Annotated in this window: 21 protein-coding genes; 20 read left to right on the top strand and 1 reads right to left on the bottom strand. The window is 41.5% G+C overall.

The window, feature by feature from the left end; all coding sequences use genetic code 11:
- Positions 1 to 2: 2 nt before the first annotated feature.
- The 8 genes from HMPREF3112_RS02830 (at position 3) to addA (ending at position 13,881) form a co-directional block, all read left to right on the top strand.
- Positions 3 to 788, top strand: coding sequence for an ATP-binding cassette domain-containing protein (locus tag HMPREF3112_RS02830; protein WP_002891779.1), 786 nt, complete (start codon positions 3 to 5; stop codon positions 786 to 788).
- Between the two features lie 8 nt (positions 789 to 796).
- Positions 797 to 1,612, top strand: a complete 816-nt coding sequence (locus HMPREF3112_RS02825; protein ID WP_037604722.1) for an ABC transporter permease — start codon at positions 797 to 799, stop codon at positions 1,610 to 1,612.
- Positions 1,613 to 1,873, top strand: a complete 261-nt coding sequence (locus HMPREF3112_RS02820) for a hypothetical protein (protein ID WP_002884593.1) — start codon at positions 1,613 to 1,615, stop codon at positions 1,871 to 1,873.
- Between the two features lie 9 nt (positions 1,874 to 1,882).
- Positions 1,883 to 3,622, top strand: a complete 1,740-nt coding sequence (locus HMPREF3112_RS02815; RefSeq protein ID WP_070437911.1) for a DUF6287 domain-containing protein — start codon at positions 1,883 to 1,885, stop codon at positions 3,620 to 3,622.
- A 330-nt stretch (positions 3,623 to 3,952) separates the two neighbouring features.
- The gene (locus HMPREF3112_RS02810) at positions 3,953 to 5,263 is read left to right on the top strand and encodes an ATP-binding protein (protein ID WP_070437908.1); all 1,311 of its coding nucleotides are present in this window, start codon (positions 3,953 to 3,955) and stop codon (positions 5,261 to 5,263) included.
- Between the two features lie 34 nt (positions 5,264 to 5,297).
- The gene (locus HMPREF3112_RS02805) at positions 5,298 to 6,671 is read left to right on the top strand and encodes a GHKL domain-containing protein (RefSeq protein ID WP_070437905.1); all 1,374 of its coding nucleotides are present in this window, start codon (positions 5,298 to 5,300) and stop codon (positions 6,669 to 6,671) included.
- Positions 6,672 to 6,917: 246 nt separating this feature from the next.
- On the top strand, positions 6,918 to 10,238 hold the full coding sequence (gene rexB, locus HMPREF3112_RS02800; protein WP_070437902.1) for an ATP-dependent nuclease subunit B: 3,321 nt from the start codon (positions 6,918 to 6,920) through the stop codon (positions 10,236 to 10,238).
- Positions 10,228 to 13,881, top strand: a complete 3,654-nt coding sequence (gene addA / locus HMPREF3112_RS02795; RefSeq protein ID WP_070437899.1) for a helicase-exonuclease AddAB subunit AddA — start codon at positions 10,228 to 10,230, stop codon at positions 13,879 to 13,881. The genes rexB and addA overlap by 11 nt, the downstream gene beginning before the upstream one ends.
- A 352-nt stretch (positions 13,882 to 14,233) precedes the next feature.
- Here addA and HMPREF3112_RS02790 read toward each other — a convergent pair whose 3' ends face one another.
- Positions 14,234 to 14,965, bottom strand: a complete 732-nt coding sequence (locus HMPREF3112_RS02790) for a DUF554 domain-containing protein (RefSeq protein WP_048674888.1) — start codon at positions 14,963 to 14,965, stop codon at positions 14,234 to 14,236.
- 273 nt (positions 14,966 to 15,238) lie between these two features.
- Here HMPREF3112_RS02790 and HMPREF3112_RS02785 point away from each other — a divergent pair, with 273 nt between their 5' ends.
- From HMPREF3112_RS02785 to pbp2X, 12 genes are all read left to right on the top strand, one after another.
- Positions 15,239 to 15,970, top strand: coding sequence for an ABC transporter ATP-binding protein (locus tag HMPREF3112_RS02785; RefSeq protein WP_048674887.1), 732 nt, complete (start codon positions 15,239 to 15,241; stop codon positions 15,968 to 15,970).
- A gap of 2 nt (positions 15,971 to 15,972) precedes the next feature.
- The gene (locus HMPREF3112_RS02780) at positions 15,973 to 17,562 is read left to right on the top strand and encodes a hypothetical protein (RefSeq protein ID WP_048674884.1); all 1,590 of its coding nucleotides are present in this window, start codon (positions 15,973 to 15,975) and stop codon (positions 17,560 to 17,562) included.
- A 119-nt stretch (positions 17,563 to 17,681) separates the two neighbouring features.
- Positions 17,682 to 18,485 carry a glutamate 5-kinase gene (proB, locus tag HMPREF3112_RS02775; protein WP_022495873.1) on the top strand — a complete coding sequence of 268 codons (804 nt, stop codon included), beginning with the start codon at positions 17,682 to 17,684 and terminating at the stop codon, positions 18,483 to 18,485.
- Between the two features lies 1 nt (position 18,486).
- Positions 18,487 to 19,737: a glutamate-5-semialdehyde dehydrogenase gene (locus HMPREF3112_RS02770; RefSeq protein ID WP_022495874.1), complete on the top strand. Its 1,251-nt coding sequence runs from the start codon at positions 18,487 to 18,489 to the stop codon at positions 19,735 to 19,737.
- Positions 19,738 to 19,828: 91 nt separating this feature from the next.
- The gene (locus HMPREF3112_RS02765) at positions 19,829 to 20,221 is read left to right on the top strand and encodes a DUF805 domain-containing protein (protein WP_022495875.1); all 393 of its coding nucleotides are present in this window, start codon (positions 19,829 to 19,831) and stop codon (positions 20,219 to 20,221) included.
- A gap of 99 nt (positions 20,222 to 20,320) precedes the next feature.
- On the top strand, positions 20,321 to 20,719 hold the full coding sequence (locus HMPREF3112_RS02760) for a DUF805 domain-containing protein (RefSeq protein ID WP_022495876.1): 399 nt from the start codon (positions 20,321 to 20,323) through the stop codon (positions 20,717 to 20,719).
- 99 nt (positions 20,720 to 20,818) lie between these two features.
- Positions 20,819 to 21,211 (top strand): DUF805 domain-containing protein, encoded by a 393-nt coding sequence (locus HMPREF3112_RS02755; RefSeq protein WP_048674880.1) that lies wholly within the window; start codon positions 20,819 to 20,821, stop codon positions 21,209 to 21,211.
- Positions 21,212 to 21,352: 141 nt separating this feature from the next.
- Positions 21,353 to 21,808, top strand: coding sequence for a Wzz/FepE/Etk N-terminal domain-containing protein (locus HMPREF3112_RS02750; protein WP_070437897.1), 456 nt, complete (start codon positions 21,353 to 21,355; stop codon positions 21,806 to 21,808).
- A gap of 30 nt (positions 21,809 to 21,838) precedes the next feature.
- Positions 21,839 to 22,891 carry a DUF6287 domain-containing protein gene (locus HMPREF3112_RS02745; RefSeq protein ID WP_048674877.1) on the top strand — a complete coding sequence of 351 codons (1,053 nt, stop codon included), beginning with the start codon at positions 21,839 to 21,841 and terminating at the stop codon, positions 22,889 to 22,891.
- Positions 22,892 to 23,004: 113 nt separating this feature from the next.
- On the top strand, positions 23,005 to 23,955 hold the full coding sequence (gene rsmH / locus HMPREF3112_RS02740) for a 16S rRNA (cytosine(1402)-N(4))-methyltransferase RsmH (protein WP_048674875.1): 951 nt from the start codon (positions 23,005 to 23,007) through the stop codon (positions 23,953 to 23,955).
- A 2-nt stretch (positions 23,956 to 23,957) separates the two neighbouring features.
- A complete protein-coding gene (gene ftsL / locus HMPREF3112_RS02735; RefSeq protein WP_002891750.1) occupies positions 23,958 to 24,278 on the top strand; it encodes a cell division protein FtsL in 321 nt (106 codons plus the stop codon).
- Positions 24,279 to 24,281: 3 nt separating this feature from the next.
- Positions 24,282 to 26,549, top strand: coding sequence for a penicillin-binding protein PBP2X (gene pbp2X, locus HMPREF3112_RS02730; protein ID WP_049545899.1), 2,268 nt, complete (start codon positions 24,282 to 24,284; stop codon positions 26,547 to 26,549).
- The last annotated feature ends 1 nt before the right edge of the window (position 26,550 follow it).

Raw genomic sequence — 26,550 nt, 5'->3', positions numbered from 1 at the left:
TAATGGAAACCAATCAATTAACATTTGAACATATCTGTTTCAAATATAAGGGAAATGATAACCAGCTCTTTACAGATTTGGATGTTACTATGGAGACTGGCCAAGTTGTCGGTATCTTGGGTGCTTCTGGTTCAGGGAAAACAACGTTAACAGAGATTCTCCTAGGCCAGCTTAAACCGACTTGCCAACAATTTCGTATTTTAGAAAATGGCAAACCTGTGACTGCGGGTTCACGCTCTTGGTCCTATGTACCTCAACAAAATCTCCTACGTGAGTACCTCAAGGTATCTGAGACCTTTGATTTTTATGCGGACCACCATCTGAAAGGGAGTGGTAAGCTGACTAAAAAGCATCGCATTGCAGGCATCATGGATGATTTAGGCTTGACGGAATTTGCTAATAAGAAGATCTCAGAGCTTTCTGGTGGGCAAAAACGCCGTGTCTCTATTGGTATTGAGCTTCTTAGCCCTAGTCCCTACTTTATTCTTGATGAGCCATCTTCAGGTTTGGATGCCCTTAGTGATCGTAATCTCTTACGTACCTTGAAAATCTTGGCTAAATCAGCTAACAAGTCTATTGTGGTTATTACTCACAATACAGAAAATTTGGCTATTTTTGACAAGATCATCTTCTTGTCTAAGGGACGTCCGACATTTGCAGGAACCTATGAAGAGTTGCTTTTGGAATACAAGACTAGCGATCCTTATATGATTCGTAAATATATGGATATGAATATCGCAGATGTCTACCAAGAGCTCAATGCTTCAACACGTATTTACAAGATTTAGGGAGATTTATGAACGCAGCATTACGATTAAGTTGGTATAAATTTAAACACCACTACATGGATTTTGTGAAGGTTCTTCTGGGCATTGTCGCTTTTGAAGGCTTAATCCTCTATATCCAAGACAAGGGATTTTTGAAAGATTTCGAAACAACTCGAATGACCCTCTTTCTCTTGCTTTTCTCAACCAGTCTCTTGATTGTGGTTCAAAACAGTATTTATATTTCTAAGGAACGCTCGGTCCTCAACCGTGACTTTTTCTCAGGTTTGAGTCGTTCAGCCTTCGCCTTGGCTAGTATGGGGATTCACGCCTTCTTTGCCGTTTTGGAAACCATTGTCTTTATCCTATCTTACTCTGTCTTTAGTAAGTTCTTTGACAAGGAATTTCCAGATGCTGGTCATATTTTTGGTTCCTACCGTTGGGAAGTTGGGATTACAGTGCTCCTGGTTTTCTTGGCGTCGCATTTTATTGCCCTCTTTATCTCAGCCTTGGTTGGCAAATCTGAGATTACCTCTGTTATCCTAGCAGTCGTTGTGGGTATCATGCAATTTTCATTGTCGGGAACTATCCTGTCTTTGCCAAAGGCCATTGATTGGGTACAAAAATTTATCTATCTAGGTTATGGCCACAAGCTTTTTGGGATTTCTAGTGACTTGTCAGACTTGCCATCTAGTTTGGCTAAGTACCATGTTCCTGTCCCTAAGAGCCAGTTGGAGGCTTTTCAAGGTTCTACAGGCGAATTCTGGGGCCAATGGTGGGCCTTGGTGCTTCATTGCCTAGTTTATGCCCTACTCTTTTTCGTCACACTTCAGAAGAAGGAGAAATAAATGCAACAATATGATGAATGGCTGATTGACTTCCAAGTGCAGCATGGTCGCAAGCCAAGTGATAAGGAAGTCGCAGAAGCTGCTAAGACTGGTTTTGCTCTTTCTAGTGGCTTGAGCAGACAGAAAAATTCTAAATTCAGACAAGTTTTGTCTAAGGTTGGTTTGGGTGATCTCAAGTTTAGCTGGTTTTTAGTTTTGGAAATTTTGCTCTTGATTTGTATTGCTCTCTTTGGCTATGTTGTTGGCTATCTATTTATCTAGGAGGACCTCATGAAACAGTTTAAACATAAAAAGTTTATCGGTTTAGCCTTGATTGTCTTTTTGGTCTTCATGGTACTTGGAAAATACACTCAGAGCACGGCTTTTACATCGTCTTCAAGAGTTTATGCCACAACCGTTGTCGATAAGAATACCGGGAACAAGGTGCGTTTTGAAGTTCGTAAGATCAAGGGAGACAAATACGAAGTCAAAAATACGGAGACCGGGGATACTTATCAGGCTAATGCCCAATCCGGCGAAGACCGTTCTTTGAGCTTTAAGTTGCCTGGAACTAACGGTAGCTCAGACGGTACTATCCGTATCACACCAAGTATGGTACCTGGAGGAGATGCGAAGGTTGAAATGACTGAATCAGACACCTATACTCAGGTTGAGGGAGGCTCTGAAGTCGTTGAGTCTAGCGAGGCTTCGTCTAGTTCTTCAAGTAGCCAAGTTAAAAGCATTATTAAGGATATTTTGGAATCAAGTAGTTCATCCTCAGGTAGCGATGCAAGCTCAGAATCGTCTTCTAACGATCCAAATAAGCCAAATGCAGATATCAAGACTAAGACCGATGTCAATGGTGATAAGGAAACCACTTATATTGCAGATTATTCGACTGAGGACATTAAGTCTATCACGGAAGCTTTTGGGAAATGGCTCTATCAGTCTGATTATGCCAAGGATGCTGTTTTAGTTCAAAGCAGCTTTGACAGCATCACCAAGGTCAATGATGGTAGTCCAACCTTCCTGTCATTTAAGGCACCTAAAGAAAAAGGTAGCAGCCAAACGATTACCATCCTTGCTAATCTCATCAATGCGGATGGCTATGAACATATTACTGGTGTTCCAAGTGGTATCATCAATGGCAAGGAAGTCTCAAACTATGATTTCAAGGACTATAAAAACACGGTTGATTCCTTTACTTTAGGGATTAATGACAATAGTGGTAAGACCGCAGACTATAGTCCAAGATCATCCTTCCGTCTTTATACCTTGAAGGATAAGAAACATGCTATGTATGAAGACGATGCTGCTGAACAAAAAGCCCTCTTTAAGGACTTCTCAGCTGATGATAAGACTGGTGGCAATTATAATGGCTACAACAAGCTCTATAAGGATTTGGTTGACCAAGATAAGGATTCTTACCAAATTGTTCTCGGCTCTAATGGTACTGTTTACTATGTGACGAACTACTGGAAGGGCAATTACGATAAGAAGGCTGTTCAGACCTATAAGGTAGCACCAGATGATATGCAAGAGGCTTACCAAGAGTTGCTCAAGCATTACTCTAGTGCTAGCACATCTGAAAGCTCAGAATCTTCAAGTTCTTCACAAACATCGGAGTCATCATCAAGCTCATCAGAGGCCAAAACAGAATCAAAAACGGAAACCAAGACCGAACAAACAGGCATGGATGTTAATGCTATCAAGGATAATAACTTCCAAAGCCTCGAAGGGACTTGGAAGAATGGGAATGGCTTAAGTCTAAATTTTTCTAAGGATAATTTAACAGCTCCTGAGAATTATGTTGTTGAAAATACAAATGGAAAACTTGAGAATGGCTATCTCACATCAAGTTTAAGAATGGGTATTTCCGGAGCAGCGATTGTCTTTATTCCTAAGGGAGTAACGCTTCCGACAGTACAGGGATTTGTGGACGGTTCGGATAATACTAAAGATCGTATTTTGATTACTCAGTCAGCATCACCACAATCTGACGCCAAACAATTCTACTATAAGGCTGACTAGACCTTAGGCTTAAAAATAAGTCTTGGAAATTCGAAGAAGGTCGCAGAGGTTCCTAGTCACCTAAGAAAGTTTCTAAAAGAATATGCCTTTAATGAAAAAGTTGAGATAAAATTGTCTCAACTTTTTATGTTACATTTGTAACTTTAATTTAATAGTAAGTCTATCTTCTATAAATAAATGGATTCTTAGAGGTATTATAGATTTTATAAGAAAATTAATTATTGTGAAAACTTACAAAAAGCTATATAATGAGTAGTGTTGTAAAAAGGGCTTCCTAGGGGATTTTTGAGGAAGTTTCTTAAATCAGATTAGAGGGAGAGGGGGAAAAGAATGACTTCTATTATTGAATCGCTACTTGCTGTTTTTAAAGATTTTCATTGGCTAGTATCTATAGACACGCTCTTGATTTTCTTTGTCAATTATCTGATGTTTCATGCAGCTGGTAGGGTCAAGATTTCTTGGTGGCTACTTTTATTAGGTGGCCTTTTATCAGTTGTTTTGACTCCTCTTCTTCCTATGGGATTCAAATTTTTACTTAATCCTCTCATTTTATTTTGTTTTAGTTATTACAAACGTCCAGATTTGCCATGGATAGAGCCGGTATTTAATAGTTTTTATGCCTGGGGGACAACCAATATTATTATACGAGGCTTGTCATTAATCGTCTTTCCTTTACTTTTGGGAGACGACTTGATGAGCCGCATTCCAGAATCTTTAACGGAGTTTATATGTGTGGTAGTTACCTATCCTCTATACCTCTTGGTTCACCGTTTTATTGGTTATGAATATTTGCAGGTCGAGGAAAAGGAGCGCTTACGCATACACTTCACCCCTATTGTTATTGGGGTTAGTTTTGCCTTTCTTTCATACGGGCTTCTAAATGATTTCATGCCTTACTTTGCTAGCATCTGGCCTGTAGAAGTGGTTAACAATTATGCTAAGTTGGCCGTTCTATTGGCAACAGGAGCCTTCTTTATCGTTGTTTCCTATGCCAATCAGTGGATAAAGGATGAACTTTTTCTGGAGTTGAAAGAGGAGCAGGAACGTCATTTCCAGAGCTTACAGGAATCTAGTAGGCATATCCTCCATCTTTATCAGGAGTTATACCGTGATGGAGTGCCTAAGGTAGTTGTACCTAAGAAGGCTAAGACTGTTCTGGCTACTAGTCAAGAGGGAGACAGTCAAAACCTATCTGAGGAAGAAGTTCCCTTCAGCAAGGTTATGCCAGATATTCCCAACCTGCTTTCTCAATTGTTACGTTCCGTCATTGAGAGTAAGTATATGGAGTTTCATGCTGTTGGAATTGATTTTATCATGGAGGTTCCAGACCCTATATCCCCATCCCATATTGATATAGTGGATTTATCAGCTGTCCTAACGACCTTCTTGGACAATGCCTTGTTGAGAGCTCATGGTCAAGAAAATAGCTTAGTTCGTCTGTCTTATTACCAAAGTGGTGAGGTTCAGGTCCTCTCTGTAGAGACAACCCTTTCGCATGACAGTGCTAAGGCACCTCACAAGGCGTACGAGAATCATCTGTCAATCAATGAACAGTTCGAAGATATTATGGAGCGTTACCCTCAGTCTAAACTTAGCTTTAAGAATGATAAGTTCATCTATAGACAGCAATTTGAATACTAAACAACTTGTAAAAAATATATAGAAAGGAGATTCGATGTTTGAATCGTTTTTGGGAATAAATTTTTTAAATCTCTATAATACAGATGCCTTTCTAGCCATTCAGATTATTATAACGATGACGATAAACTGTGCTATTTTCAAACGAATGACAGACATTCGTATCTCCTGGACGGTGTTTCTGACCTTAGCCCTGCTAGATGTGGTCCTTCAGTATAATATTAAGAGTATGAACATGATTGCTGATGTCTTTATTCTGATGGTTTTGGCTATTCTGGCTAAAGGAAAGACTTGGACGGTAACGCAGTATGCCTTTCATACCTTGTTTCCAGTGGTGACATCAGATTTGCTTTATCGTTTATTGGGACTCTTCTTTATTCCCCTTCTCTTAAATCTCCCTGTAGCTGAGGTGGGGTCTAATGCACTTTTCTATCTCTTATCTTACGGTTTGATTTTGCCACTTTATTTTGTTTTTGACCGTTTCTTGGGCTTGGATTTGAAGCGTTGGAAGGTCTATAGTGATGACTCTTTCCATAACCTCCAGATTTCTAGAAGAGCTGCCTTAGCCATGGCTACTTATTTATTGGGAATCTTTCTCAGTATGAATTTAGATGACTGGTTACCTGGTTATTCTTTAGATTTGGAATTGAGACTTCGTATGTTAGGGGTTCTCTTGTCTGCAGTGGCCTTCATTTTCCTAATTGCTCATCTTAATCAACTGTCTAGGCAGTATTTGGAAGAGAGTTTGGCCATGGAGGAAAAACGGCATTTGAATAGTTTGACCAAGGCCAACCAAAAGATTGATCTTCTCTACAATGAATTGTTACAATACAGACAGTCTTATCAGACGGTTGTGGAACAATTTTCAGAGGAAGTACGTGACCAGGAAGAGGCTCTTGCTGAACAGGTGTACCAGAATGTTCTTAGAGAGAGTGCCAAGGAGTTTGAACGTTTCCGTGTCATTGATAATCCTAAGCTAGAAAATATTCAATCCTTGCCCTTACGTAGTCTTCTTTCGGCTCGTATGATGGAGGCTAAACGTAGTAATATTCCAGTGACTTGTGATATTCCTGAGGAGATTTCAGGCTTTACCATGAACGTGGTTGACTTGACCTTGCTGGTGTCCATTTTCTTTAGTAATGCGATTGATGAGAGTAAGCAGGTGCCTGCCAGTCAAATCAATTTTAGTTTTTATCGTCATGATAAGGATGGGAGTTACCATTTCGTCATGGAAAATAGGACGCAAGAAGAAAAAGTTGACCTTGATGCCATTATGCAGGAAGAAAATCAGAAGAAGACCTCTGGTCTTAACCTTCACTCAGCCAAGGATATTCTTAGGAAGTATAGTGATGCCAATCTGATTACAAGCAGTGGTGATTACCTCTTCAAACAGGAATTGATTTTTAAATAAATATATGGAGCTAAATCAAAGGATTTGGCTCTTTTTTTCGTTACAGATCCATAAAGTAGGGCTCTTTGCTGTTGAGCTTATGCTTATGTCCGAAGCTTAGGACATCGGAGGAGGAAGGGGTGAGGGAGGGAGTCTGATTGTTGCTTCATTCTGTGTTATAATAGCAAGGATTAGTGGTTCTTAGAGCTAGGTGAATGGTGATTGCTTAGCCTAACGACTGGTGTAGAGACAAGAAAGGGACGTCTTATGAAATTACTTTATACGGATATGTCTCAGGATTTAACTGAAATTCTGACGGAGCAGGCGACTAGCTATGCTCAAAAGGGAAAGAGGGTCTTTTATATTGCCCCTAATGCCCTATCATTTGAGAAGGAGCGTAAGGTCTTGGAATACCTGCCTCAGTCAGCGTCCTTTGAGATTACGGTGACTCGTTTTACTCAGATGGCTAGGTACTTTATTCTCAATACGAGTAACCCGAAAACTCAGCTGGATGATACTGGTCTGGCCATGATTTTTTATAAGGTCTTATCACATATGGGCGATGATGAGCTCAAGGTTTATGGTCGTTTACGCAAGGATAGTAACTTTATTAATCAATTGGTGGACCTTTACAAAGAGTTGCAGCAGGCTAATATGACAGTTCTGGATTTGCAGCATTTGGATCAGGCGGAGAAACAAGAGGATTTGGTAAGGATTTTCAGTGCGGCTCAGGATCTCTTGTTGGCGGGAGATTTCGACAATCAATCAAAACTCAGTACCTTCTTCAAGGAGATTACCTCAGGCCACCTAGATAAGGCCTTGAGTAACACGGTTTTGGTCATTGATGGCTTTACGCGTTTCTCTGCCGAGGAGGAGGCGCTGGTTGGTCTTTTGAATGATAAGTGCCACCAGATTGTCATTGGGACCTATGCCAGTCAAAAAGCTTATAAGGCTAACTTTGTTTATGGCAATGTTTATCAGGCCTCAGTGGATTTTTTGAGGACTTTGGCTCAGACCTATAAGGTGACACCTGACTACGTGACGACAGACAAAGAGGGCAATCCTTCTTTTGCACGTATTAGTCGTCTTTTGGAGAGCCGTCATGATTTTAGTACGGTAGATGAGAAGGTTACTGATCAAGACAAGCAAGCCTTGCAGGTCTGGGAAGTGGTCAACCAAAAGGAAGAGGTGGCTCAGGTTGCCAAGAGTATTCGTCAGTTGCTGGCGGATGGTAAGCGCTACAAGGATATCTTGGTCCTGCTTGGTGATGAGGAGAGTTATAAGCTTCAGGTGGGTCAGATTTTCCGAAAATTTGATATTCCCTATTATTTCGGTAAGGAAGAAACCATGTCTAGCCATCCTTTGGTGCAGTTTGTGGATTCGCTAGAGCGTATCAAGCGCTATAATTATCGTGCTGAGGATTTGCTTAATCTCGTAAAATCAGGTCTCTATGGCGGTTTTACTCAAGAGGACTTAGACCTTTTTGAGTATTATGTCAATTTTGCAGACATCAAGGGGCGTCACAAGTTCTTGTCTGATTTTACGGCCAATAGTCGTGATAAGTATGATTTAGACCAGCTTAATGCCTTGCGCTCACAACTGGTAGAGCCTTTGGACAAGTTGCTTAACAGTCGCAAACAAAAGGGTTCTAGTCTGCTTAAGAAACTTGCGGTCTTTTTAGGGGCTGTACAAGTGCCAAATCAGATGGCTGCTTTGACTGTCAAGGCCAGTGAAGCTGAAAAAGAGCAGAATGAACAGGTCTGGAAGTCTTTCACCCAACTCTTGGAGCAGGTTGAGACTATTTTTGGAGAAGAAACGCTGTCAGTGGACGACTTTTTGTCCATTTTGCGTTCGGGAATGTTGGCCTGTGATTACCGTACGGTTCCAGCCACTGTTGATGTGGTCAATGTGAAGAAATACGATTTGATTCAACCACATTCAGCTCCTTATGTTTTTGCCTTGGGAATGACCCAGTCACATTTTCCAAAGGTAGGGCAAAATAAGAGTCTCCTGTCTGACGAGGAACGCAGTCGTATCAATGAGGCGACGGATGAGCATAGAAGTTTGGATATTGTCACGCAGAGCAATAGTCAGCGGGGGCATTTTGTGGCTATGTCGCTTTTCAATGCGGCTAGTGAACAATTGGTGCTTAGTCAGCCACAAATTCTCAATGAGACGCAGGATGACATATCGGTTTATTTGAAGGAACTTCTTGATCTTGGTCTTCCTTTGGTTGAAAAGGGACGCAATCGTTTCGAGGCTAAGGGTGACCAGATTGGGAACTACAAGGACCTCCTATCGACTGTCATTGCCCTTAACAGTAGCCATCTAGATGCTGATTTGGACAAGGAAACGCAGACGTTCTGGTCAGTTGCTGTGCGTTATCTCCGTAAGCGACTTGATAAGGACCAAGTCTTGATTCCAAATGTGATTGACGATGTGACGACGACCAAGGTGGATAATCAGGTCATGCAGCTGGTCTTTCCGGGGGAAGAACCACTAAAATTATCAGCTTCGGCTCTGACGACCTTCTATAACAACCAATATCTTTATTTCTTGCGTTATGTTTTGGGACTTGAAGAGTTGGAGTCCATCCATCCAGATGCCCGACACCACGGGACTTATTTACACCGTGTCTTTGAGCGTGTGATGGGTGATTCTTCGTCAGAAAACTTCGATGATAAATTGGAAAAGGCTATTGCTCAGACCAATCAGGAACAACCCTTTGAAATTCTCTATACCGAGGACCAAGAGAGTCACTTGTCTCGTCAGATCTTGGAAGATATCGCCCGTTCAACTGCCAGTGTTTTGCGTGACAATGCAGCGGTTAAGGTTGAGCGTGAGGAAGCCAAGTTTGACTTGCTTTTAGCAAATAGCATCAAGATTACAGGGATTATTGACCGTGTGGACCGTTTAACGGATGGGGCTCTGGGTGTCGTTGACTACAAATCAGGTAAAAATGTCTTTGACATTCAAAAATTCTACAATGGCCTCAGCCCACAGTTGGTAACCTATCTGGAAGCCCTCCGCCAGACCTATAAGGTTGATGCTGATCAGCTTTTTGGTGCCATGTATCTTCACATGCAGGACCCACAGCTTAACCTAGCTCAGTTTGGTCTGGATAAGCTAGCAGCTCAGGCTCATAAGGAATTAACCTATAAGGGACTTTTTGTGGCTTCAGAAACAGAGCATCTAGCTGGTGGAAACTATGATTTACAAAAGACTGTCACCTATGACAAGGAGGACCTAGAAACCTTGCTCGATTACAATATTAAGCTCTTTACAAGTGCTGTTGAAGTTATTCGAAGCGGGAATTTTGCGGTTAATCCTTATACCGAGGATGGCAAGTCTGTTCAAGGGGATCAAATCAAGGCAATTACTCATTTTGAAGCCGACCGACACATGGGACAGGCTCGAAAACTCTTGCGTTTACCAAGTAAGGGCAAGAAGGAAGCCTATTTGGAGCTGATGGCAAAAGATGAGGACAAGAATCAGATGCAAGTTGCTGAAAAAACCATCCCCTTTCTTGTCGCCAATCAAGCTGTGACAGCAGACAAAAAAGACCAGGAGGACAACCATGTTGACTAAAGCTTTTTTAAGTCCAACAGAGATTAAGGAACGTATTGCCCAAGAAGCAGCTTCTGACAAGGAACGCAAGTTAACACCTGAGCAGATTGAGGCTATTTACAGTAATGGTAGCAATATTCTTGTGTCAGCTTCGGCTGGATCAGGAAAAACCTTTGTTATGGTTGAGCGTATCCTTGATATGATTGGACGTGGCGTTGGCATTGATCAACTCTTTATCTCAACCTTTACGGTAAAGGCCGCGGGTGAGTTAAAAGAGCGTCTGGAAAAGCGTCTGACAGAGCAACTTGGACAAGTTGAGACGGATGAAGAGCGTGCCTTTCTTTCAGATCAGATTGCCAAGATTGGAACGGCTGATATTGGAACTATGGATGCCTTCACCCAGAAATTGGTCAATCAGTATGGCTATCTCTTGGGGGTGTCACCTATTTTCCGCATTATGACAGACCCTGCCGAGCAGACACTCATGAAAAATGAGGTTTATGCCGATCTCTTTAACGATTATATGCAAGGAAAGGATGCCCAACTTTTCCAAAAATTGGTCCGCAACTTCGCAGGAAATGGCAAGACTAGTAGGGCTTTTCGTGATTTAGTGTACGATGTCTATAACTTTTCTCAGGCTACTGCAGGTCCTGAAAAATGGCTACGTCAAAATCTTTTAAAAGGGCAGGCAGAGGCCAATCCAGACAAGGTTAAAGCTGAGCTTTTAGAGGGTCTCAAAGATGGCTTGTTGGCTGATTTCTTAGCCTTCTTAAGAGACCATCTAGGCCTAGCTCAGCGTGAATTTGCCAAGGCTAAGTATCTTAATAATGTGTCGGATGCCATTAGCCTTCTTGAAGGAGCCTTGGCCAATGACCAAACGGATATGGAGGACTTGCTCAAACAACTCTTGACTTTGTCAGGAGGTACTGGTTTGACCAATATGACCCGTCCTAAAGACGAGGAACTCAAGGCCTACAAGGAAGCTTACAACAAGACCAAAAATGAGTTTGTGGCCCAGTTACGAGAGGTTGATACCCAGCTAACGGTCCTCGAGGTTTTGACCAAGCATAATGATGACATCCTACCTTTGTTGGAGTTACTTCAGGCCTTTGTACTTGATTTTTCGGACCAGTATTTACAGGCCAAGACTCAGGAAAATGCTTTTGAATTCTCAGATATTGCCCATTTTGCTATCCGTATTTTGGAGGATAATCCAGAGGTGGCAGCTAGCTACCGTGACCGTTACCATGAAGTGATGGTAGATGAGTATCAGGACAATAGCCATACCCAAGAACGCATGTTGGAGCTCCTCTCTAATGGCCACAACCGATTCATGGTGGGAGATATCAAGCAATCCATCTATCGTTTCCGTCAGGCAGACCCTCAGATTTTTAATGGTAAGTTCCAGCTTTTCCTTGAAAATCCAGATGCAGGTAAGCTGATTCTCCTTAAAGAGAATTTTCGTAGTCAATCTGAAGTTCTTGATGCGACTAATGGTGTTTTCAGCCACCTCATGGACCAGGAAATCGGGGATATCCTCTATGACAAGACTCACATGCTGGTAGCGGGTAGCCAGAAGCAAAAAGAACCCCATCCTGAAAATGAGACAGAGGTTCTGATTTACAATAGTGATGAAGCGAGTGTGACTCCTGACGAAGAAGGTGCTGATCAACCTATTAGTAGCGGCGAGATTTCCTTGGTTATCAAAGAAATCATCAAACTTCACGAGCAGGGTGTACGTTTTGAGGATATTACCCTCCTAGCACCAACTCGCAACACCTATCTGGACTTGATGGCAAGCTTTGAGGAGCACGGAATTCCCTTGGTTCCTGATGAGTACAAGTCAAGCTACCTAGAGTCACTAGAAGTTATGATTATGTTGGACACCCTTCGTGCCATCAATAATCCTCTCAATGACTACGCCTTGGTTGCCCTCCTTCGTTCACCTATGTTTAACTTCAACGAGGACGACCTGGCTCGGATTGCTGTTCAGGCTGACAAAGGACAATTCTATGACAAGCTTCTTGCATCTCATACTAAATCAGGACTTCATCCAGAAGTTGTCACCCAAGGACTTGATGCCAAGTTGACTCTCTTCATTGAGACTCTGTCAGATTGGCGTGATTACAGTAAGTGGCACTCGCTCTATGACCTCATCTGGAAGATTTACGACGATCGTTTCTATTATGATTATGTTGGCAGTCTTCCACGAGCTGAGCAACGCCAGGCCAATCTCTACGCCCTTGCCTTACGTGCCAATGCCTATGAAAAGACTGGCTTTAAGGGACTTTCTCGTTTTATTGGCATGATTGATAAGATCATTTCTAGCGGTAACGACCTAGAGGAAGTGACAGACTTGGTTCCCAAAAATGCCGTTAGCCTCATGACCATTCACAAGTCCAAGGGGCTAGAGTTCAAGTATGTCTTTGTCTTGCAGATGAATCGCAAGTTCATTGGTCACAGCAAGGATGGACTAAGTGGTAAGTACATCATTAACCGTGAAAAAGGACTAGGCATTAAGTATCTAGCTGACCTCAAAGACCAGATAAACACTAATTTGCCTAAGTTAAATGTTGTTCTCGAGACCTTAACCTTCCAGGAAAATCGTAGGGAAGAACGCCGAGCAAGTATCTCAGAAGAGATGCGTCTGCTCTATGTTGCAATGACCCGTGCAGAGAAAAAACTCTACCTAGTTGGTAAGGGCAGTAAGGAGAAATTGACCCAGCAATTTGGCACGGATGTTGAAAATAATCGCCTACCAGTAGCTCTACGTGACCAAATCGCTACTTATCAGGATTGGGTTATGGCTTTGGATACCGCCTTTATGAGAAAGGATCTCAAGTTTACTGTTCGCTTTGTTGAGGCTGAGGAGTTGACTCCAGAGGCTATTGGTCAGGTTGAAGTTAAAGCAGCAGTAGATGCTGATGATCTATCTAACAATCGTCAGACGGAAGATATTAAGCGTGCCCTAACTGTCTTAGAAAGTGTTGAAAAACTCAATCAACTTTATGCACCAGCGATTGACCTGCCATCTGTGCGTACTCCGAGCCAGCTCAAAGCCTTCTATGAACCTGTCATGGATACCGAAGGGGTGGATATTATGGACAAGAAAGAGGAAGTGCACCCTCTTGAGACTACCACTAGCTTTGAGCTTCCAGATTTTGGGCAAAAAACGAAGGTCACTGGAGCTGCAGTTGGTTCAGCCACCCATGAACTCATGCAACGCTTGATTCTTTCTGACAAGGTGACCCTCCAAGATTTGACACAGGCCTTGAGTCGAGTATCAGCAGATGATCAAGTCAAGGCGCGCGTACAGTTAGAAAAGCTACTAGGCTTCTTTGACACCGAACTTGGGAAGCTCATTCTAGCTAACCGTGATAAGTTGCGTCGCGAAGCACCATTTGCTATGTTGGCAGAAGATCCCACTAGTAAAGAAGACTTTGTCGTCCGTGGTATCATTGATGGCTACCTTTTACTTGATGACCGTATTGTCCTCTTTGACTATAAGACGGACCGCTTCACTCAACCTGGTGAGCTTAAGGAACGCTACAAAGGGCAAATGAGCCTCTATGCTAAAGCACTCAGCCAAGCCTATCAAATAGATAAGATTGATAAATACCTTATTCTCCTAGGTGGAAAAAACTTGGAAGTCGTGGAAGTATAAGCTATAGCATAACCATTCTTTCATAGTGAAAGAGTGGTTTTTTGGTGTCTCAATCCCACCAAAAAAGACCGGTGTGCACACACCAGTCTTTTCGATAGATTTCCATCAGTATTGTAAGTTCGCTAAAATATTAGAGGATGGAAATAGTTATGAAAAAAAGTATCTTGTAGGTTGCTTAAGCCTACAAGGGTTATTATAACAAACTCATCTTAGTCTAAACAAGGTTAGAAAAATTAGAATTAAACACCATAAACATTACTAGTTTTTAATAATCTAAGTCCATAACGGCAATAAATAGAGACAAAAACCGCCAGCATTAGACTGACGGTATTTGTTTAGTTTAATCCTAATATCAACTAATCAAAGGCACCACCCAATTGACCCAGGCCCAGGAAATCGGCATAACCAGAATCATGGCTGGAATCATATCTGCGGTTGGAAATTGGCGAAGTCTCATAATACGAAAACCAGTCGCAATCATGAGAAAGCCCCCACAAGCCTTAAAGTCACCAATCATAGCTTTTGTTGTTAGAGGAAGAATGAAACCAGCACTCACAAAGAGGAGGAAGAAAACGATAAATTGTGGAATGGCAATCATGGAGACGATGTAGCCTAGACTACAAGAGAAAATCATGGCCGTAAAGAAATCTAGGATAGATTTGGAAATCAAGATGGAAGCATCGCCTGTCATCCCAGACTCAAGACTCCCGTAAATTCCTGTACCACTCGCACAAAAAAGGACGATAACTGTCAAGAGCTGTGCATAAAACTCATCGTGAGCTAATCCTGTTTGTTTGCTTGGCGTAATCTTAGACAAGCCTTTTTCCATAAGTCCAGCTCCCTTGTTGATGAGGTTTCCAAACTTTAGGGCCAGTCCAATAATGGTACCGATAACTACTGCAAAGATAACTGCAGGCATATTAACCATATTCATAATAGCACTAATCCCCATAACCATAGAGGCTAGGCCGAAGATAAGGTTAAGATTGTCCTTGAAATCGTCTCTGAGATAATCCCCAAAGAGTCCTCCAGCGATTCCTCCTAAGATAATAGATAGCGAGTTGATGATAATTCCAGTTGGCACCAGTGATTTTCCTCCTATTGTTCTAAATACTATAAGTTTAGCATTATCAAAGACCGAATGCAAAATTGTCCCGTTTTTACAAACGTTTTCTTGAAATTGTACCTTTGAAATGATACAATAAATGAGAAGACAACGAAATAGCCTTATCTAAACCTATTGTCGACATTATTAGAGTATTGTTCATAAAAAACATAGCAATAATTCTAATTTATAATTTAATATAAAGTGTAAAATGAGACTATTGTTAAATAGATTCTCAAGAAAGGATAAAAGATGATTCGTTTTGAACACGTAACGAAACGTTATGAAGATAAAGATGCTCTCTCAGATCTTAACCTCGATATTCGAGATGGTGAGATTTTTGGGCTGATTGGTCACAATGGAGCTGGTAAGACCACGACCATTTCCATTTTGACGTCTATCATTGAAGCTAGCTACGGTGAAGTTTACGTTGATGATATGGCCCTCAGTCAACATCGTGATGCCATCAAGAAAAAAATCGCTTATGTGCCAGATTCACCGGACCTATTCCTAAATTTGACGGCCAATGACTATTGGTACTTCTTGACACGTATCTATGATTTGGAAGCTAGTCAGGTTGAGGAACGTTTGACTAATCTCATGGCTACCTTTGACTTGACGGAGAGTCGTTATAACCTCATTTCTTCCTTTTCTCACGGTATGCGTCAGAAAGTTGTTGTTATCGGTGCCCTTTTGGTTAATCCACAGATTTGGGTTTTGGATGAGCCTCTGACTGGTTTGGATCCACAGGCATCGTTTGACTTGAAGGAAGCCATGCGTCATCATGCCAAGGAAGGTAATAGTGTTCTTTTCTCAACCCACGTTCTAAGTGTAGCTGAGCAGCTCTGTGATCGGATTGCTATTTTGAAGAAAGGAAAACTTATCTTCCAAGGGTCTCTAGCTGAACTGAAAGCTCAGTACCCTGACAAGGATTTGGAAACTATTTATCTGGAAATGGCTGGACGTAAGATTGAGGAGGTATAGTCATGAACTGGAATCATGTTTGGGAGCTTTTTAAAATTAATCTCCTCTACGCTAATCCTCAAGCAGTAACTAACCTACAGAAACGTCAGGAGAAAAAGAAAAAAGCCAATTTCTCCATCGTTAATGCCATGCTTAGACAACAACTCTTGATTCTAGTTGTTTTTACGGTTGTCTATAGCTATCTTTTTGTAGGTGTCGATTATAAGGCTAATCCTGGAGTCTTAACCCTATATCTCTTGACATTTTCAATAATGGGGCTTCTCCAGACCTTTACGGCTCTCTATAGTACCTTTTATGACAGTAAGGATAGCAAGGCTTATCTGCCTCTTCCCTTGAAGCCAGAGGAAGTTTTTTTGGCCAAGACCTTGTCAGGTTCTATGGTTGGGATGACCTTCATGGTACCTATCCTTAGTCTTCTCATTCTAGCTTACTGGCAATTTATTGGCCCACTGGGGATAGTCGTTGGACTTCTGACCTTTATCGTTTCTCTCTTTATCAATCTCGTTTTTTCAGTGATTCTGTCTAATAGTATTGGAACGCTGATTGTTCGCAGTTCTCATAAAAAGCTCTATTCAACCATTTTGATGACCCTGTCAACCCTATTGATTATGTTGCCTATTATGATGGTTGGTTTTATTAAAGGCTATGTTGATGGTGCTGGACATGCCGATTTTCCCTTGCTTCCTTATCTAAGAGGTTACTATGATGTCGTAGCTGCCCCTCTATCTCCGGAGGCTCTACTAAATTTCTATCTTCCTCTTTTCGTAGTGCTTATCTTGGGCTATTGGTTTTATAAAGTCAGAATGCCTCGTTATTTCCACGAAGCCATTTATAACCAAAAGGCTAGAAAGCCTCAGGCCAAAGCTGTTACTCGAAGCCAAAGACAGGTCTTGGTCCGCCATCATTTATCTACTTTGGGGAATTCAACCCTCATTATCAATACCTATGTGGTGCCGGTCTTCTATATGATCATGTTAGGTGGGGGTGCGGTCTTTTTGAAAGATCTAGGTCCAGACTATTTCGGACTCCTGCTTTTGGTCGGAATTGCCTTTGGTTTCTTTTCAGCTCAACCAACAAGTTTTCTTGGTGTAGCAACATCCTTAGAGGGGACAAACTTTGACTTTATTCGTAGCCTACCAATCAATACGGGTGACTATCTTCGTCAAAAGTTCTGGCTTTTCTATAGCTTGCAAGTCGGTGTTTCCCTCTTATTAGGAGGACTTGGTTTAATATTCTTGGCTCATCTCCATCCTATTTTGGTAGCAAGTTTCACTCTTGGTTTTCTCGTAACAACCTATCTTGTAGGTGGCTATTACTTTGAACGTGACCTTAAATTGTTGGAAGTGAATTGGCAGGAAGTTACCCAGCTCTTCAATCGAGGTGGAGGACAGTGGCTCTATATGGGTATCTTTATTCTTACAATTTTCATCGCTGCCTTGCTAGGAGGTATTGTCTTCTTTGCAAGTAAGTTCTGGATTGCCCTAGTAGTCAATGCCATAGTATCTGGGCTTATAGCTTTAGTTGTCCTAATCGTTTATCTCTTTGTTGATCGCAGACGTTGGAAACGTATTAGAGCCATGTTTTTTGCCTAGAACAAACTGTTTAAAGAGTCTCTCCGATTGGAGGGATTCTTTTTTACTGAAAATCTTTAATATGTAAACTTATGCATTATATATGTTAAAAAACCTGAATTTAGTGTATAATCATAAACATGAAACGAAATTTTGACTCAGTAAAACGCCTGGTTATCAAAATCGGGACTAGCTCTCTGGTTTTACCATCAGGAAAAATTAATCTTGAAAAAATCGATCAATTAGCTTTTGTCATTTCTAGCCTGCATAATAAAGGGATTGAGGTTGTCCTCGTATCCTCTGGTGCCATGGGCTTCGGGCTCAATGTCCTAGACCTAGACAAGCGACCGGCTGAAGTCGGTAAGCAACAAGCCGTCTCAAGTGTAGGGCAGGTAGCCATGATGAGCCTCTATTCTCAGGTCTTTTCACATTACCAAACTAAGGTATCTCAGCTTCTTTTGACCCGTGATGTGGTCGAGTATCCTGAGAGTTTGGCCAATGCCATCAATGCCTTCGAGAGCCTCTTCAAGCTTGGAGTTGTTCCAGTTGTTAATGAAAATGATGCTGTCAGCGTAGATGAAATGGACCATGCGACTAAGTTTGGGGACAACGACCGCTTGTCAGCTATCGTAGCTAAGATTGTTGGTGCTGACCTACTCATTATGTTGTCAGATATTGATGGGCTCTTCGATAAGAACCCAAATGTCTATGAGGATGCCACCCTTCGTAGCTATGTCCCAGAGATTACAGAGGAAATTATAGCATCAGCTGGTGGTGCCGGTAGTAAATTTGGTACAGGTGGTATGATGAGTAAGATTAAGTCAGCTCAGATGGTTTTTGAAAATCAAAGCCAAATGGTTTTGATGAATGGTGAAAATCCACGTGACATCCTTCGTGTCCTAGAAGGAGCCAAGATTGGTACACTCTTTAAACAGGAGGACTAAGATGACATATATCGATACACTAGGTCAACAGGCCAAGGTGGCAGGTCGTCAGATTGCTAAATTATCAACAGCAGCTAAAAACGACCTTTTAAATCAGGTAGCTAAAGCTCTAGTAGCTGAGAGTGCCTATATTATCACTGAAAATGCTAAGGATATGGCCAATGCCAAGGAAAATGGTATTTCAGAGATTATGCAAGACCGCTTGCTCTTAACGGAAGACCGTATCGCAGGGATTGCTGAGGGTGTCCGTCAGGTGGCAGATCTTCAGGACCCAATCGGTCAAGTAGTTCGTGGCTATACGAATCTAGATGGTCTCAAAATCGTTCAAAAGCGTGTTCCTATGGGTGTTATCGCTATGATTTTTGAGAGCCGTCCCAATGTCTCAATCGATGCCTTTAGCCTTGCCTTTAAAACCAATAATGCTATCATTCTTCGTGGAGGACGTGATGCCATCAATTCCAACAAGGCCTTGGTTACGGTAGCTCGTAAGGCTTTGGAAAATGCGGGTATCACAGCAGATGCCGTTCAGCTGGTTGAAGATACCTCTCATGAGGTAGCAGAAGAACTTATGGCGGCGACTAAGTATGTAGACTTGCTCATCCCTCGTGGCGGAGCCCGTCTCATTCAAACGGTTAAAGAAAAAGCCAAAGTTCCAGTCATTGAAACGGGTGTTGGTAACTGTCATATTTATGTGGATAAATATGCTAACTTAGATATGGCGACACAGATTGTCATCAATGCCAAAACCCAACGACCAAGTGTTTGTAATGCTGCAGAATCTCTCGTTGTTCATGCTGATATTGCAGAAGAGTTCTTGCCTAACTTGGAAAAAGCTATTTCAAAAATTCAGTCTGTTGAGTTCCGTACGGATGAAAGGGCTTTGAAACTTATGGAAAAAGCTGTACCCGCTTCACCTGAAGATTTTGCGACAGAGTTTCTTGATTATATCATGTCAGTTAAAGTGGTAGACAGCCTTGACGAGGCTATTGGTTGGATTAATACTTACACGACATCGCATTCAGAGGCTATCGTGACTCAGGATATCAGTCGTGCTGAGCAATTCCAAGACGACGTAGACGCTGCAGCTGTCTATGTCAATGCCTCAACCCGCTTCACAGACGGCTTCGTCTTTGGATTGGGGGCTGAAATCGGAATCTCAACCCAAAAAATGCACGCCCGTGGCCCAATGGGACTTGAGGCCCTAACCTCAACTAAGTTCTATATCAACGGCCGAGGTCAAGTTAGAGAATAAACAAAAAGCTCCTCATGGGGCTTTTTTGTCTGTTTGCTAGACCAAGGGTCTTCTGATATACTGGGGGTATCAAAAATGAGGAGCTTTTGTGATGTTTAGAGCTTATAAAAAGTATTGGATGGGCTATGTCGATTTCACGGGACGTTCAAGTCGCTCAGATTATTGGTTGGCAGTTCTAGCAAATACTATCGTAACTATCATTTTATTTAGCATACTTATAGTTGTAATTGTTTTTGATAGTCCCGATAGTCCTTACCATATTATTCTCAACATACTGTATCTGCTTGTAATGACCTATTTTCCTGCTAGCTTTATCCCATCTATTGCTATTCAGGTCCGTCGCTTGCGTGATGCGGGCTATCATTGGGCCTTGATTTTTTTACGTTTTGCCTTTGTTATAGGCGATATCGTTCTGTTGGTTTTGTTTTGTCAACCAACAAAAGTAGAATTTCCTTTCAACAATTTTAATAATCTTCAGCAATGATAGTTACTTAACAGCCTCCTTAGGCTGTTTTTTAGTTGATTTGCCAGAAGACCAGTCTTTTGGTATAGTATAAGTATCAAAAAATGAGGAGATTTTATTATGATCGAAGCTTATAAGAAGTTTTGGAAGGGCTACGTAGATTTTGAGGGACGTTCAACACGTTCAGATTACTGGTTTGCATATTTGGCAAATATGTTAACAGTTATTGCTTTTTATGTGTTGCTGGCAATCTTTGGAGGCATTGCAGGTGCTACAGAATCAAGCTTTTTAGCTGTTATTTCATTCATCATCCTATTTATCTTTTTTGCCTTTGGTGTTGCTGCCATCTTACCTGGTATTGCTGTAACAGTTCGCCGTTTACGTGATGCTGGCTACAATTGGCCGTATATTTTTGTTACATTTATTCCATTTGTAGGTCCTATTATCTTCATTGTTTTACTATGTAAACCAACTAAAGTTGAGTATCCATTTAACAACTTCAATAATCCACAGCAATAATAATGACTTAACAGCCTAGCTAGGCTGTTTTTTAGTTGATTTGTCAAGCTTCTCTTCTCTTGTTATACTGGGAGTAACATAAAAAAGGGGGATTTTATTATGATTGAAGCCTACAAAAAATTTTGGAAGGGCTATGTTGATTTTAAGGGCCGTTCAACACCCTCGGATTACTGGCTTGCATATTCGGCACATGTATTGATTTTCTTTGCTTCTTATTTGCTCCTAGCAGTGTTTCAAAGAATGGCGGTAGATGAAATATCCTTACTTACTAATGAAGTGATTTTCCTACTTATCTTTTTTGCCTATGGTGTTGCTGCGGTTTTACCTGGTATTGCTCTAACGGTTCGTCGTTTACGTGATGCTGGCTATAATTGGCCGTATATTATTATTCCTTTAATTCCATTTGTCGGTATTTTTATCCTTATTTTTCTACTATGTCAACCAACAGAAGTAGAAGTGCCATTGAACAACGTCGATAACCCACAGCAATAATGACAATCAACCAACTCTTTGAGTTGGTTTTTCTGATGTCAAAAAAGTTTTATGTTAATGTTGAACATTTTAATATTTCTGATATAATCTTATCTGAGACTAATCAATACTAAAATATAATTTAAGAAATGTGAACACACTATGAAACTACTTTGTCATTTAAAAGAAAAACGTTACCTTATTTTGGCATTTACCCTACCGGCTATTCTTTTGGCATTGGCTATTGTCTTTTTGCAACCTGCGCAGAATCATGCTAAGGTCCAAGTTAAGGTGGGGACTAAGCAATCATCATCAAGCAAACCCAAAGCTTCATCCAAGTCATCGAGCTCAAGTTCGTCATCATCTTCTTCAACTTCAAGTGAGTCTTCAAGCGAATCGTCGTCATCAAGCTCAACGGTAGAAGCAGCTAGTCAGACAGAAGCAAGCTCAACTCCTGCGGTAGCATCGGCTCCAACGCCTTCTTCAGCACAAGAGACTTATCAAGCTCCTCAGTATAACTATGTGCCACCAACAACTTATACCGAGTCACATAGTGAGGCTCCAAGTTACACAGCTCCTGCCTACAGTGCAGATGTCAGCTCTGGGACAGCAGAGTAAGAGTCAAAGAGAAGGAAAGTTAGACTAAAAATGAAAAGTAAAGTTTTAGTGTTAGTGACGGCTTTGTCTAGTTTAGTCCTGTTAGCAGCTTGTTCAAACCAGCAAAATGGGTTGACTTCGACGACTTCATCTTCATCAGTAGAGCAGTCACAATCAAGTAGTAGTGAAAGCTCTAGCATAAGTACAAGTTCAAGCTCTAGTCAAGAGAAAAAGGTAGATACCTCTGCCTATGATAGCATCATTAGTAAGTACCAAACGGCTGTGGCCAACAACCAAACGGATGCCTCAATTAATTCTCTTATTGTGACCTATGCTAATTCTCAAACAAGTCCTGCCTCAACGGTCTATACTTATCGTGATTTGGATGGTAATGGTGTTGATGAGTTGATTCTTGCTTTTAAGCCGGGGAAACTTTTTAAAGAGCATATGATTACGGATATTTACACTATCTCTAAGGATAGTGGTCAGGTCATTCGTCTGACAGAAGGTCCACAACTGGGCATGCTGGGTGAGCGTATGACATTGGCCTACCTCATGGATAACACCTTTAGCTACTATGGTAGTGCTGGTGCTATGGCTGGTGGAGGTTCTGGCTACCACTTTAGTAGGGATGGCCAGTCTCTTGTAAAAGATGACAGTGATTCGGGTGCTGAGAAAGCGGACCTTTCTAGTTGGGATTGGAAGGACTTGAGTAGTGCTTCAAGTAATAGTAGTTCTAAAACATCGTCGGAAGATAAAACAAGCTCAACCTCACTTAACGCTGATGAATTGAAAAATGGTAACTATAAGTCAGCCGTAGGAACATGGAAGTCTTCAAATGGAAAGACCATCACCATTACTTCGGATGGACAGTTGGATTTCTGGGGCTATACTTATCCTATCGACAAAGTCTCACCGAATCAGTATGTGTCTGGTATATATACCTTAACTTATGTTGATTCTAGTCCAGTTGGGAATACTCCAATTCAGCTTTGTCCTAAGGGAGTTAGTGATGCAAGTGATGCGGGAGATAACAGTAAGGACCGTATTCTAGCGACGAATGGAGTGCCATCTGAGGAAAGCTATTTTTACAGAGTGGATTAATCTTATCAGATGATATAGTAACTAAAGAGTTAGGCCTCGGGTCTGGCTCTTTTACTATTCTGTCAACTTACAGAACGAGACAATTTCTCTATTCTTGTGCTATAATAAAAGTTATGACTAATGAATTTCACCATATAACCGTTCTTTTACACGAAACTGTTGATATGCTTGATATCAAGCCCGATGGTATCTATGTTGATGCGACCTTGGGTGGCGCAGGACATTCGTCTTATCTTTTGTCGCAATTATCTGAAAAGGGCCATTTGTACTGCTTTGATCAGGACCAAAAGGCTATTGATAATGCTCAAGTGCGTCTTAAGGACTATATTGATAAGGGTATGGTGACTTTCATCAAGGATAATTTCCGTAATCTCAAGTCCAACCTTGAAGCCTTGGGGGTGTCTGAAATTGATGGCATTCTCTATGACTTGGGTGTCTCTAGCCCACAGTTGGATGAGCGTGAGCGTGGTTTCTCCTATAAACAGGATGCTAAGCTGGATATGCGCATGAATGAGGAGGCGAGCTTGACCGCTTATGATGTGGTCAATACCTACCCTTACAACGATTTGGTGCGTATTTTCTTCAAGTATGGTGAGGACAAGTTCTCTAAACAGATTGCACGTAAGATTGAACAGGCTCGTCAGGTTAAACCAATTGAGACCACGACGGAACTGGCGGAAATCATTAAATCGGCTAAGCCTGCTAAGGAATTGAAGAAGAAAGGCCATCCAGCCAAGCAAATTTTTCAAGCTATTCGCATCGAAGTGAATGATGAGCTTGGTGCTGCGGATGAGTCTATTCAAGAGGCCTTGGATTTACTTGCTGTAGATGGTCGTATTTCGGTCATTACCTTCCATTCTTTGGAGGATCGATTGACTAAACAGCTTTTCAAGGAAGCCAGTACGGTAGATGTGCCTAAAGGTTTACCTTTTATTCCTGAAGACCTCCAACCTAAGGTAGCCTTAGTTAATCGTAAGCCAATCCTACCTAGTCAGGAAGAATTAGAAGCTAACAACCGCTCGCATTCTGCTAAATTGCGTGTGGCTAAAAAAATCAGGAAATAATTATGGAAAATAAGGAACATCAGATTGTTAATAGAGCCATTAGAAACCATATTCGTTTTATGACGCGTATGGAAAAGGCCTTCTATTCGGCAATTGTTTTGACAGCTATTGTGATGAGTATCGCTGTTGTATTTTTACAAGGGCGTAATCAGGCTATCAAGCAACAAATCACAGACCTTAATAGCAAGATTAGTGATGAAAAAACAGAGCTTAACAATGCTAAGCAGGCGGTTAATGAGTTGACTAACTCTGACCGTATTAAAGAGATTGCTAATAAGGCAGGCCTGTCTATTAATAACGATAGTATTAAGAGTGTGAAATAGCCAATGAACAGATTAAGAAAACTTAAACATTTATTTCTAAACTATGTCGTTAGGGATAGGCGAAAGCCAGCCCAGAACCGACAGCACGTTGGTCAGAACCTTATGGTTCTCAGTATCTTTATCTTTTTTGTCTTTATTATCAACTTTGTCGTGATTATCGGAACAGACAGTAAGTTTGGTGTCGATTTGTCGACCCAGGCTGCTAAGTCTTATAACACTAAGACCACAGTGGCTGCCAAGCGTGGAACGATTTACGATCGAAATGGAAATGTTTTGGCTGAGGATTCAACCAGTTATGCCATTTACGCTATTGTGTCGACCAGCTATGTGTCAGCAACTCAAGAAAAACTCTATGTCCAAGATAGTCAGTTTGACAAGGTTGCCGATATTTTAAAGGATAAGCTAGGAATTGAAAAGAGTGATGCCTTGGCCCAATTACGTACCAAGGGTGCCTATCAGGTTTCCTTTGGACTAAAGGGGAAGGGAATTACCTACTCTGTTAAAGAAGAACTAGAGAAAGCCTTTAAAGATGCGGGAATTAAGGGGATGGCCTTTGAAGCAACAACGTCACGTATGTACCCTAATGGGACCTTCGCGTCAGAGTTTCTTGGTCGTGCCGAAGCTGTTGAAAATAAAAAAGACGGCTCATATTCTTTGATTGGTCAAACTGGTTTGGAGCGCTCGCTCAATAGCCTCTTGACTGGGACAGATGGTGAGGCCATCTATGAGAAGGATAAAAACGGTAACACGCTTCTAGGTACGGAAACCATTACCAAGGAAGCTATTGATGGTAAGAACATCTATACAACCTTGTCAGCACCTCTTCAAACCTTCCTAGAAACGCAGATGGATACCTTTATGGAGCAGACGCAAGGGGTAAATGCTTCAGCGACAGTTGTTAATGCTAAGACAGGTGAGATTCTTGCAACGACACAACGTCCGACCTATAATTCGGATACCCTTGAGGGACAGGCTAAGAAGAACTATGACTGGGTTAACCGTCTTTACGAAGCCCAGTATGAGCCTGGATCAACCATGAAGGTCATGCTCTTGTCAGCTGCTATTAACAATGGCAGCTTTAACCCGAATGTGACCTACAGTAATGCTAATGGTATTAAGGTTGACGACGTTGAAATTAATGACTGGTCAATCAATGAAGGTATCTCAACAGGTCGTACCATGTCATTTGCCCAAGGGTTCTCTTATTCAAGTAACGTTCTTATGACCATGTTGGAACAAGAGATGGGAGACAAAGTTTGGTCTAACTACTTATCTCTTTACAAATTTGGTCTTCCAACCCGTTTTGGGATGGTTGGTGAGTCTTCAGGGGTTGTCTCTCGAAACTCTGTTAATATAGCTCAATCATCCTTTGGACAAGGGATTTCAGTGACTCAGGTTCAGATGCTTCGTGCTTTTTCAGCTATCTCTAACAACGGTGTTATGCTGGAACCTCAATTTATCAAACAAGTTGCGGATGTCAACCAAGGCACTGTTCGTACGGCTAAGAAAGAAGTTATTGGTAAGCCAGTTTCCAAGCAGGCTGCTTCTGAGACCCGTAATTATATGATTTCTGTTGGTACAGACCCAGAGTTTGGTACCATGTACAACAAGTCTGAAGGTTCGCCAATCATTAAGGTTGGTAACTATGATGTTGCGGTTAAGTCAGGAACAGCCCAAGTGGCCGATGAAAAGACAGGAACCTATAAAGTTGGGACCAACGAAACGCTCAACTCAGTTGTAGCTATGGTTCCTTCTGATGATCCACAATATGTTATGTATGTAACAGTTCTGGAACCTAAGACCTGGGATAATAATTTTTATGCGACGGTGGTTAACCCTGTCCTAGAAGAAGCCATGTCTATGGGAGACACCCTAGATACTTCTGTGTCTGAAGGTAGTGAAAAGACCGAGGAAACGAGTTATCAAACCGGCGATATTATCGGTAAGAGTCCAGGTGAGATAGCTAACACCCTTCGTCAAAACTTAATTCATCCAATTGTTCTGGGTGTTGGTGATAAGATTGAGAAGGTTTCTGTAGATGCCAAAGCCAATATTAAGGCTAATGAACAGATTCTTATCATGACCAATGACTTCACAGAACTTCCAGACATGTATGGTTGGACCAAGAAGAACGTTGAAACCTTTGCCAAATGGAAGGGCATTAAAATTACTTACAAGGGTGGCAAGTCAGGGACTGTTACCAAACAAAGTGTTGCGGCAGGAAAAGCCCTGTCTAAAACTAAGAAGATTACCATTACTTTAGGAGACTAAG

Origin of the sequence: Streptococcus sp. HMSC10E12, assembly GCF_001807855.1 — a bacterium.
Classification (GTDB): Bacteria; Bacillota; Bacilli; order Lactobacillales; family Streptococcaceae; genus Streptococcus; species Streptococcus salivarius.
Note: the sequence above shows the minus strand (reverse complement) of the source record. Positions and strands in the feature narration are given on the sequence as shown.

Bases quoted from the DNA above. Each gene is read 5' to 3' on its own strand.
- HMPREF3112_RS02830 (WP_002891779.1), top strand. From the start codon at position 3: ATGGAAACCAATCAATTAACATTTGAACATATCTGTTTCAAATATAAG.
- HMPREF3112_RS02825 (WP_037604722.1), top strand. From the start codon at position 797: ATGAACGCAGCATTACGATTAAGTTGGTATAAATTTAAACACCACTAC.
- HMPREF3112_RS02820 (WP_002884593.1), top strand. From the start codon at position 1,613: ATGCAACAATATGATGAATGGCTGATTGACTTCCAAGTGCAGCATGGT.
- HMPREF3112_RS02815 (WP_070437911.1), top strand. From the start codon at position 1,883: ATGAAACAGTTTAAACATAAAAAGTTTATCGGTTTAGCCTTGATTGTC.
- HMPREF3112_RS02810 (WP_070437908.1), top strand. From the start codon at position 3,953: ATGACTTCTATTATTGAATCGCTACTTGCTGTTTTTAAAGATTTTCAT.
- HMPREF3112_RS02805 (WP_070437905.1), top strand. From the start codon at position 5,298: ATGTTTGAATCGTTTTTGGGAATAAATTTTTTAAATCTCTATAATACA.
- rexB (WP_070437902.1), top strand. From the start codon at position 6,918: ATGAAATTACTTTATACGGATATGTCTCAGGATTTAACTGAAATTCTG.
- addA (WP_070437899.1), top strand. From the start codon at position 10,228: ATGTTGACTAAAGCTTTTTTAAGTCCAACAGAGATTAAGGAACGTATT.
- HMPREF3112_RS02785 (WP_048674887.1), top strand. From the start codon at position 15,239: ATGATTCGTTTTGAACACGTAACGAAACGTTATGAAGATAAAGATGCT.
- HMPREF3112_RS02780 (WP_048674884.1), top strand. From the start codon at position 15,973: ATGAACTGGAATCATGTTTGGGAGCTTTTTAAAATTAATCTCCTCTAC.
- proB (WP_022495873.1), top strand. From the start codon at position 17,682: ATGAAACGAAATTTTGACTCAGTAAAACGCCTGGTTATCAAAATCGGG.
- HMPREF3112_RS02770 (WP_022495874.1), top strand. From the start codon at position 18,487: ATGACATATATCGATACACTAGGTCAACAGGCCAAGGTGGCAGGTCGT.
- HMPREF3112_RS02765 (WP_022495875.1), top strand. From the start codon at position 19,829: ATGTTTAGAGCTTATAAAAAGTATTGGATGGGCTATGTCGATTTCACG.
- HMPREF3112_RS02760 (WP_022495876.1), top strand. From the start codon at position 20,321: ATGATCGAAGCTTATAAGAAGTTTTGGAAGGGCTACGTAGATTTTGAG.
- HMPREF3112_RS02755 (WP_048674880.1), top strand. From the start codon at position 20,819: ATGATTGAAGCCTACAAAAAATTTTGGAAGGGCTATGTTGATTTTAAG.
- HMPREF3112_RS02750 (WP_070437897.1), top strand. From the start codon at position 21,353: ATGAAACTACTTTGTCATTTAAAAGAAAAACGTTACCTTATTTTGGCA.
- HMPREF3112_RS02745 (WP_048674877.1), top strand. From the start codon at position 21,839: ATGAAAAGTAAAGTTTTAGTGTTAGTGACGGCTTTGTCTAGTTTAGTC.
- rsmH (WP_048674875.1), top strand. From the start codon at position 23,005: ATGACTAATGAATTTCACCATATAACCGTTCTTTTACACGAAACTGTT.
- ftsL (WP_002891750.1), top strand. From the start codon at position 23,958: ATGGAAAATAAGGAACATCAGATTGTTAATAGAGCCATTAGAAACCAT.
- pbp2X (WP_049545899.1), top strand. From the start codon at position 24,282: ATGAACAGATTAAGAAAACTTAAACATTTATTTCTAAACTATGTCGTT.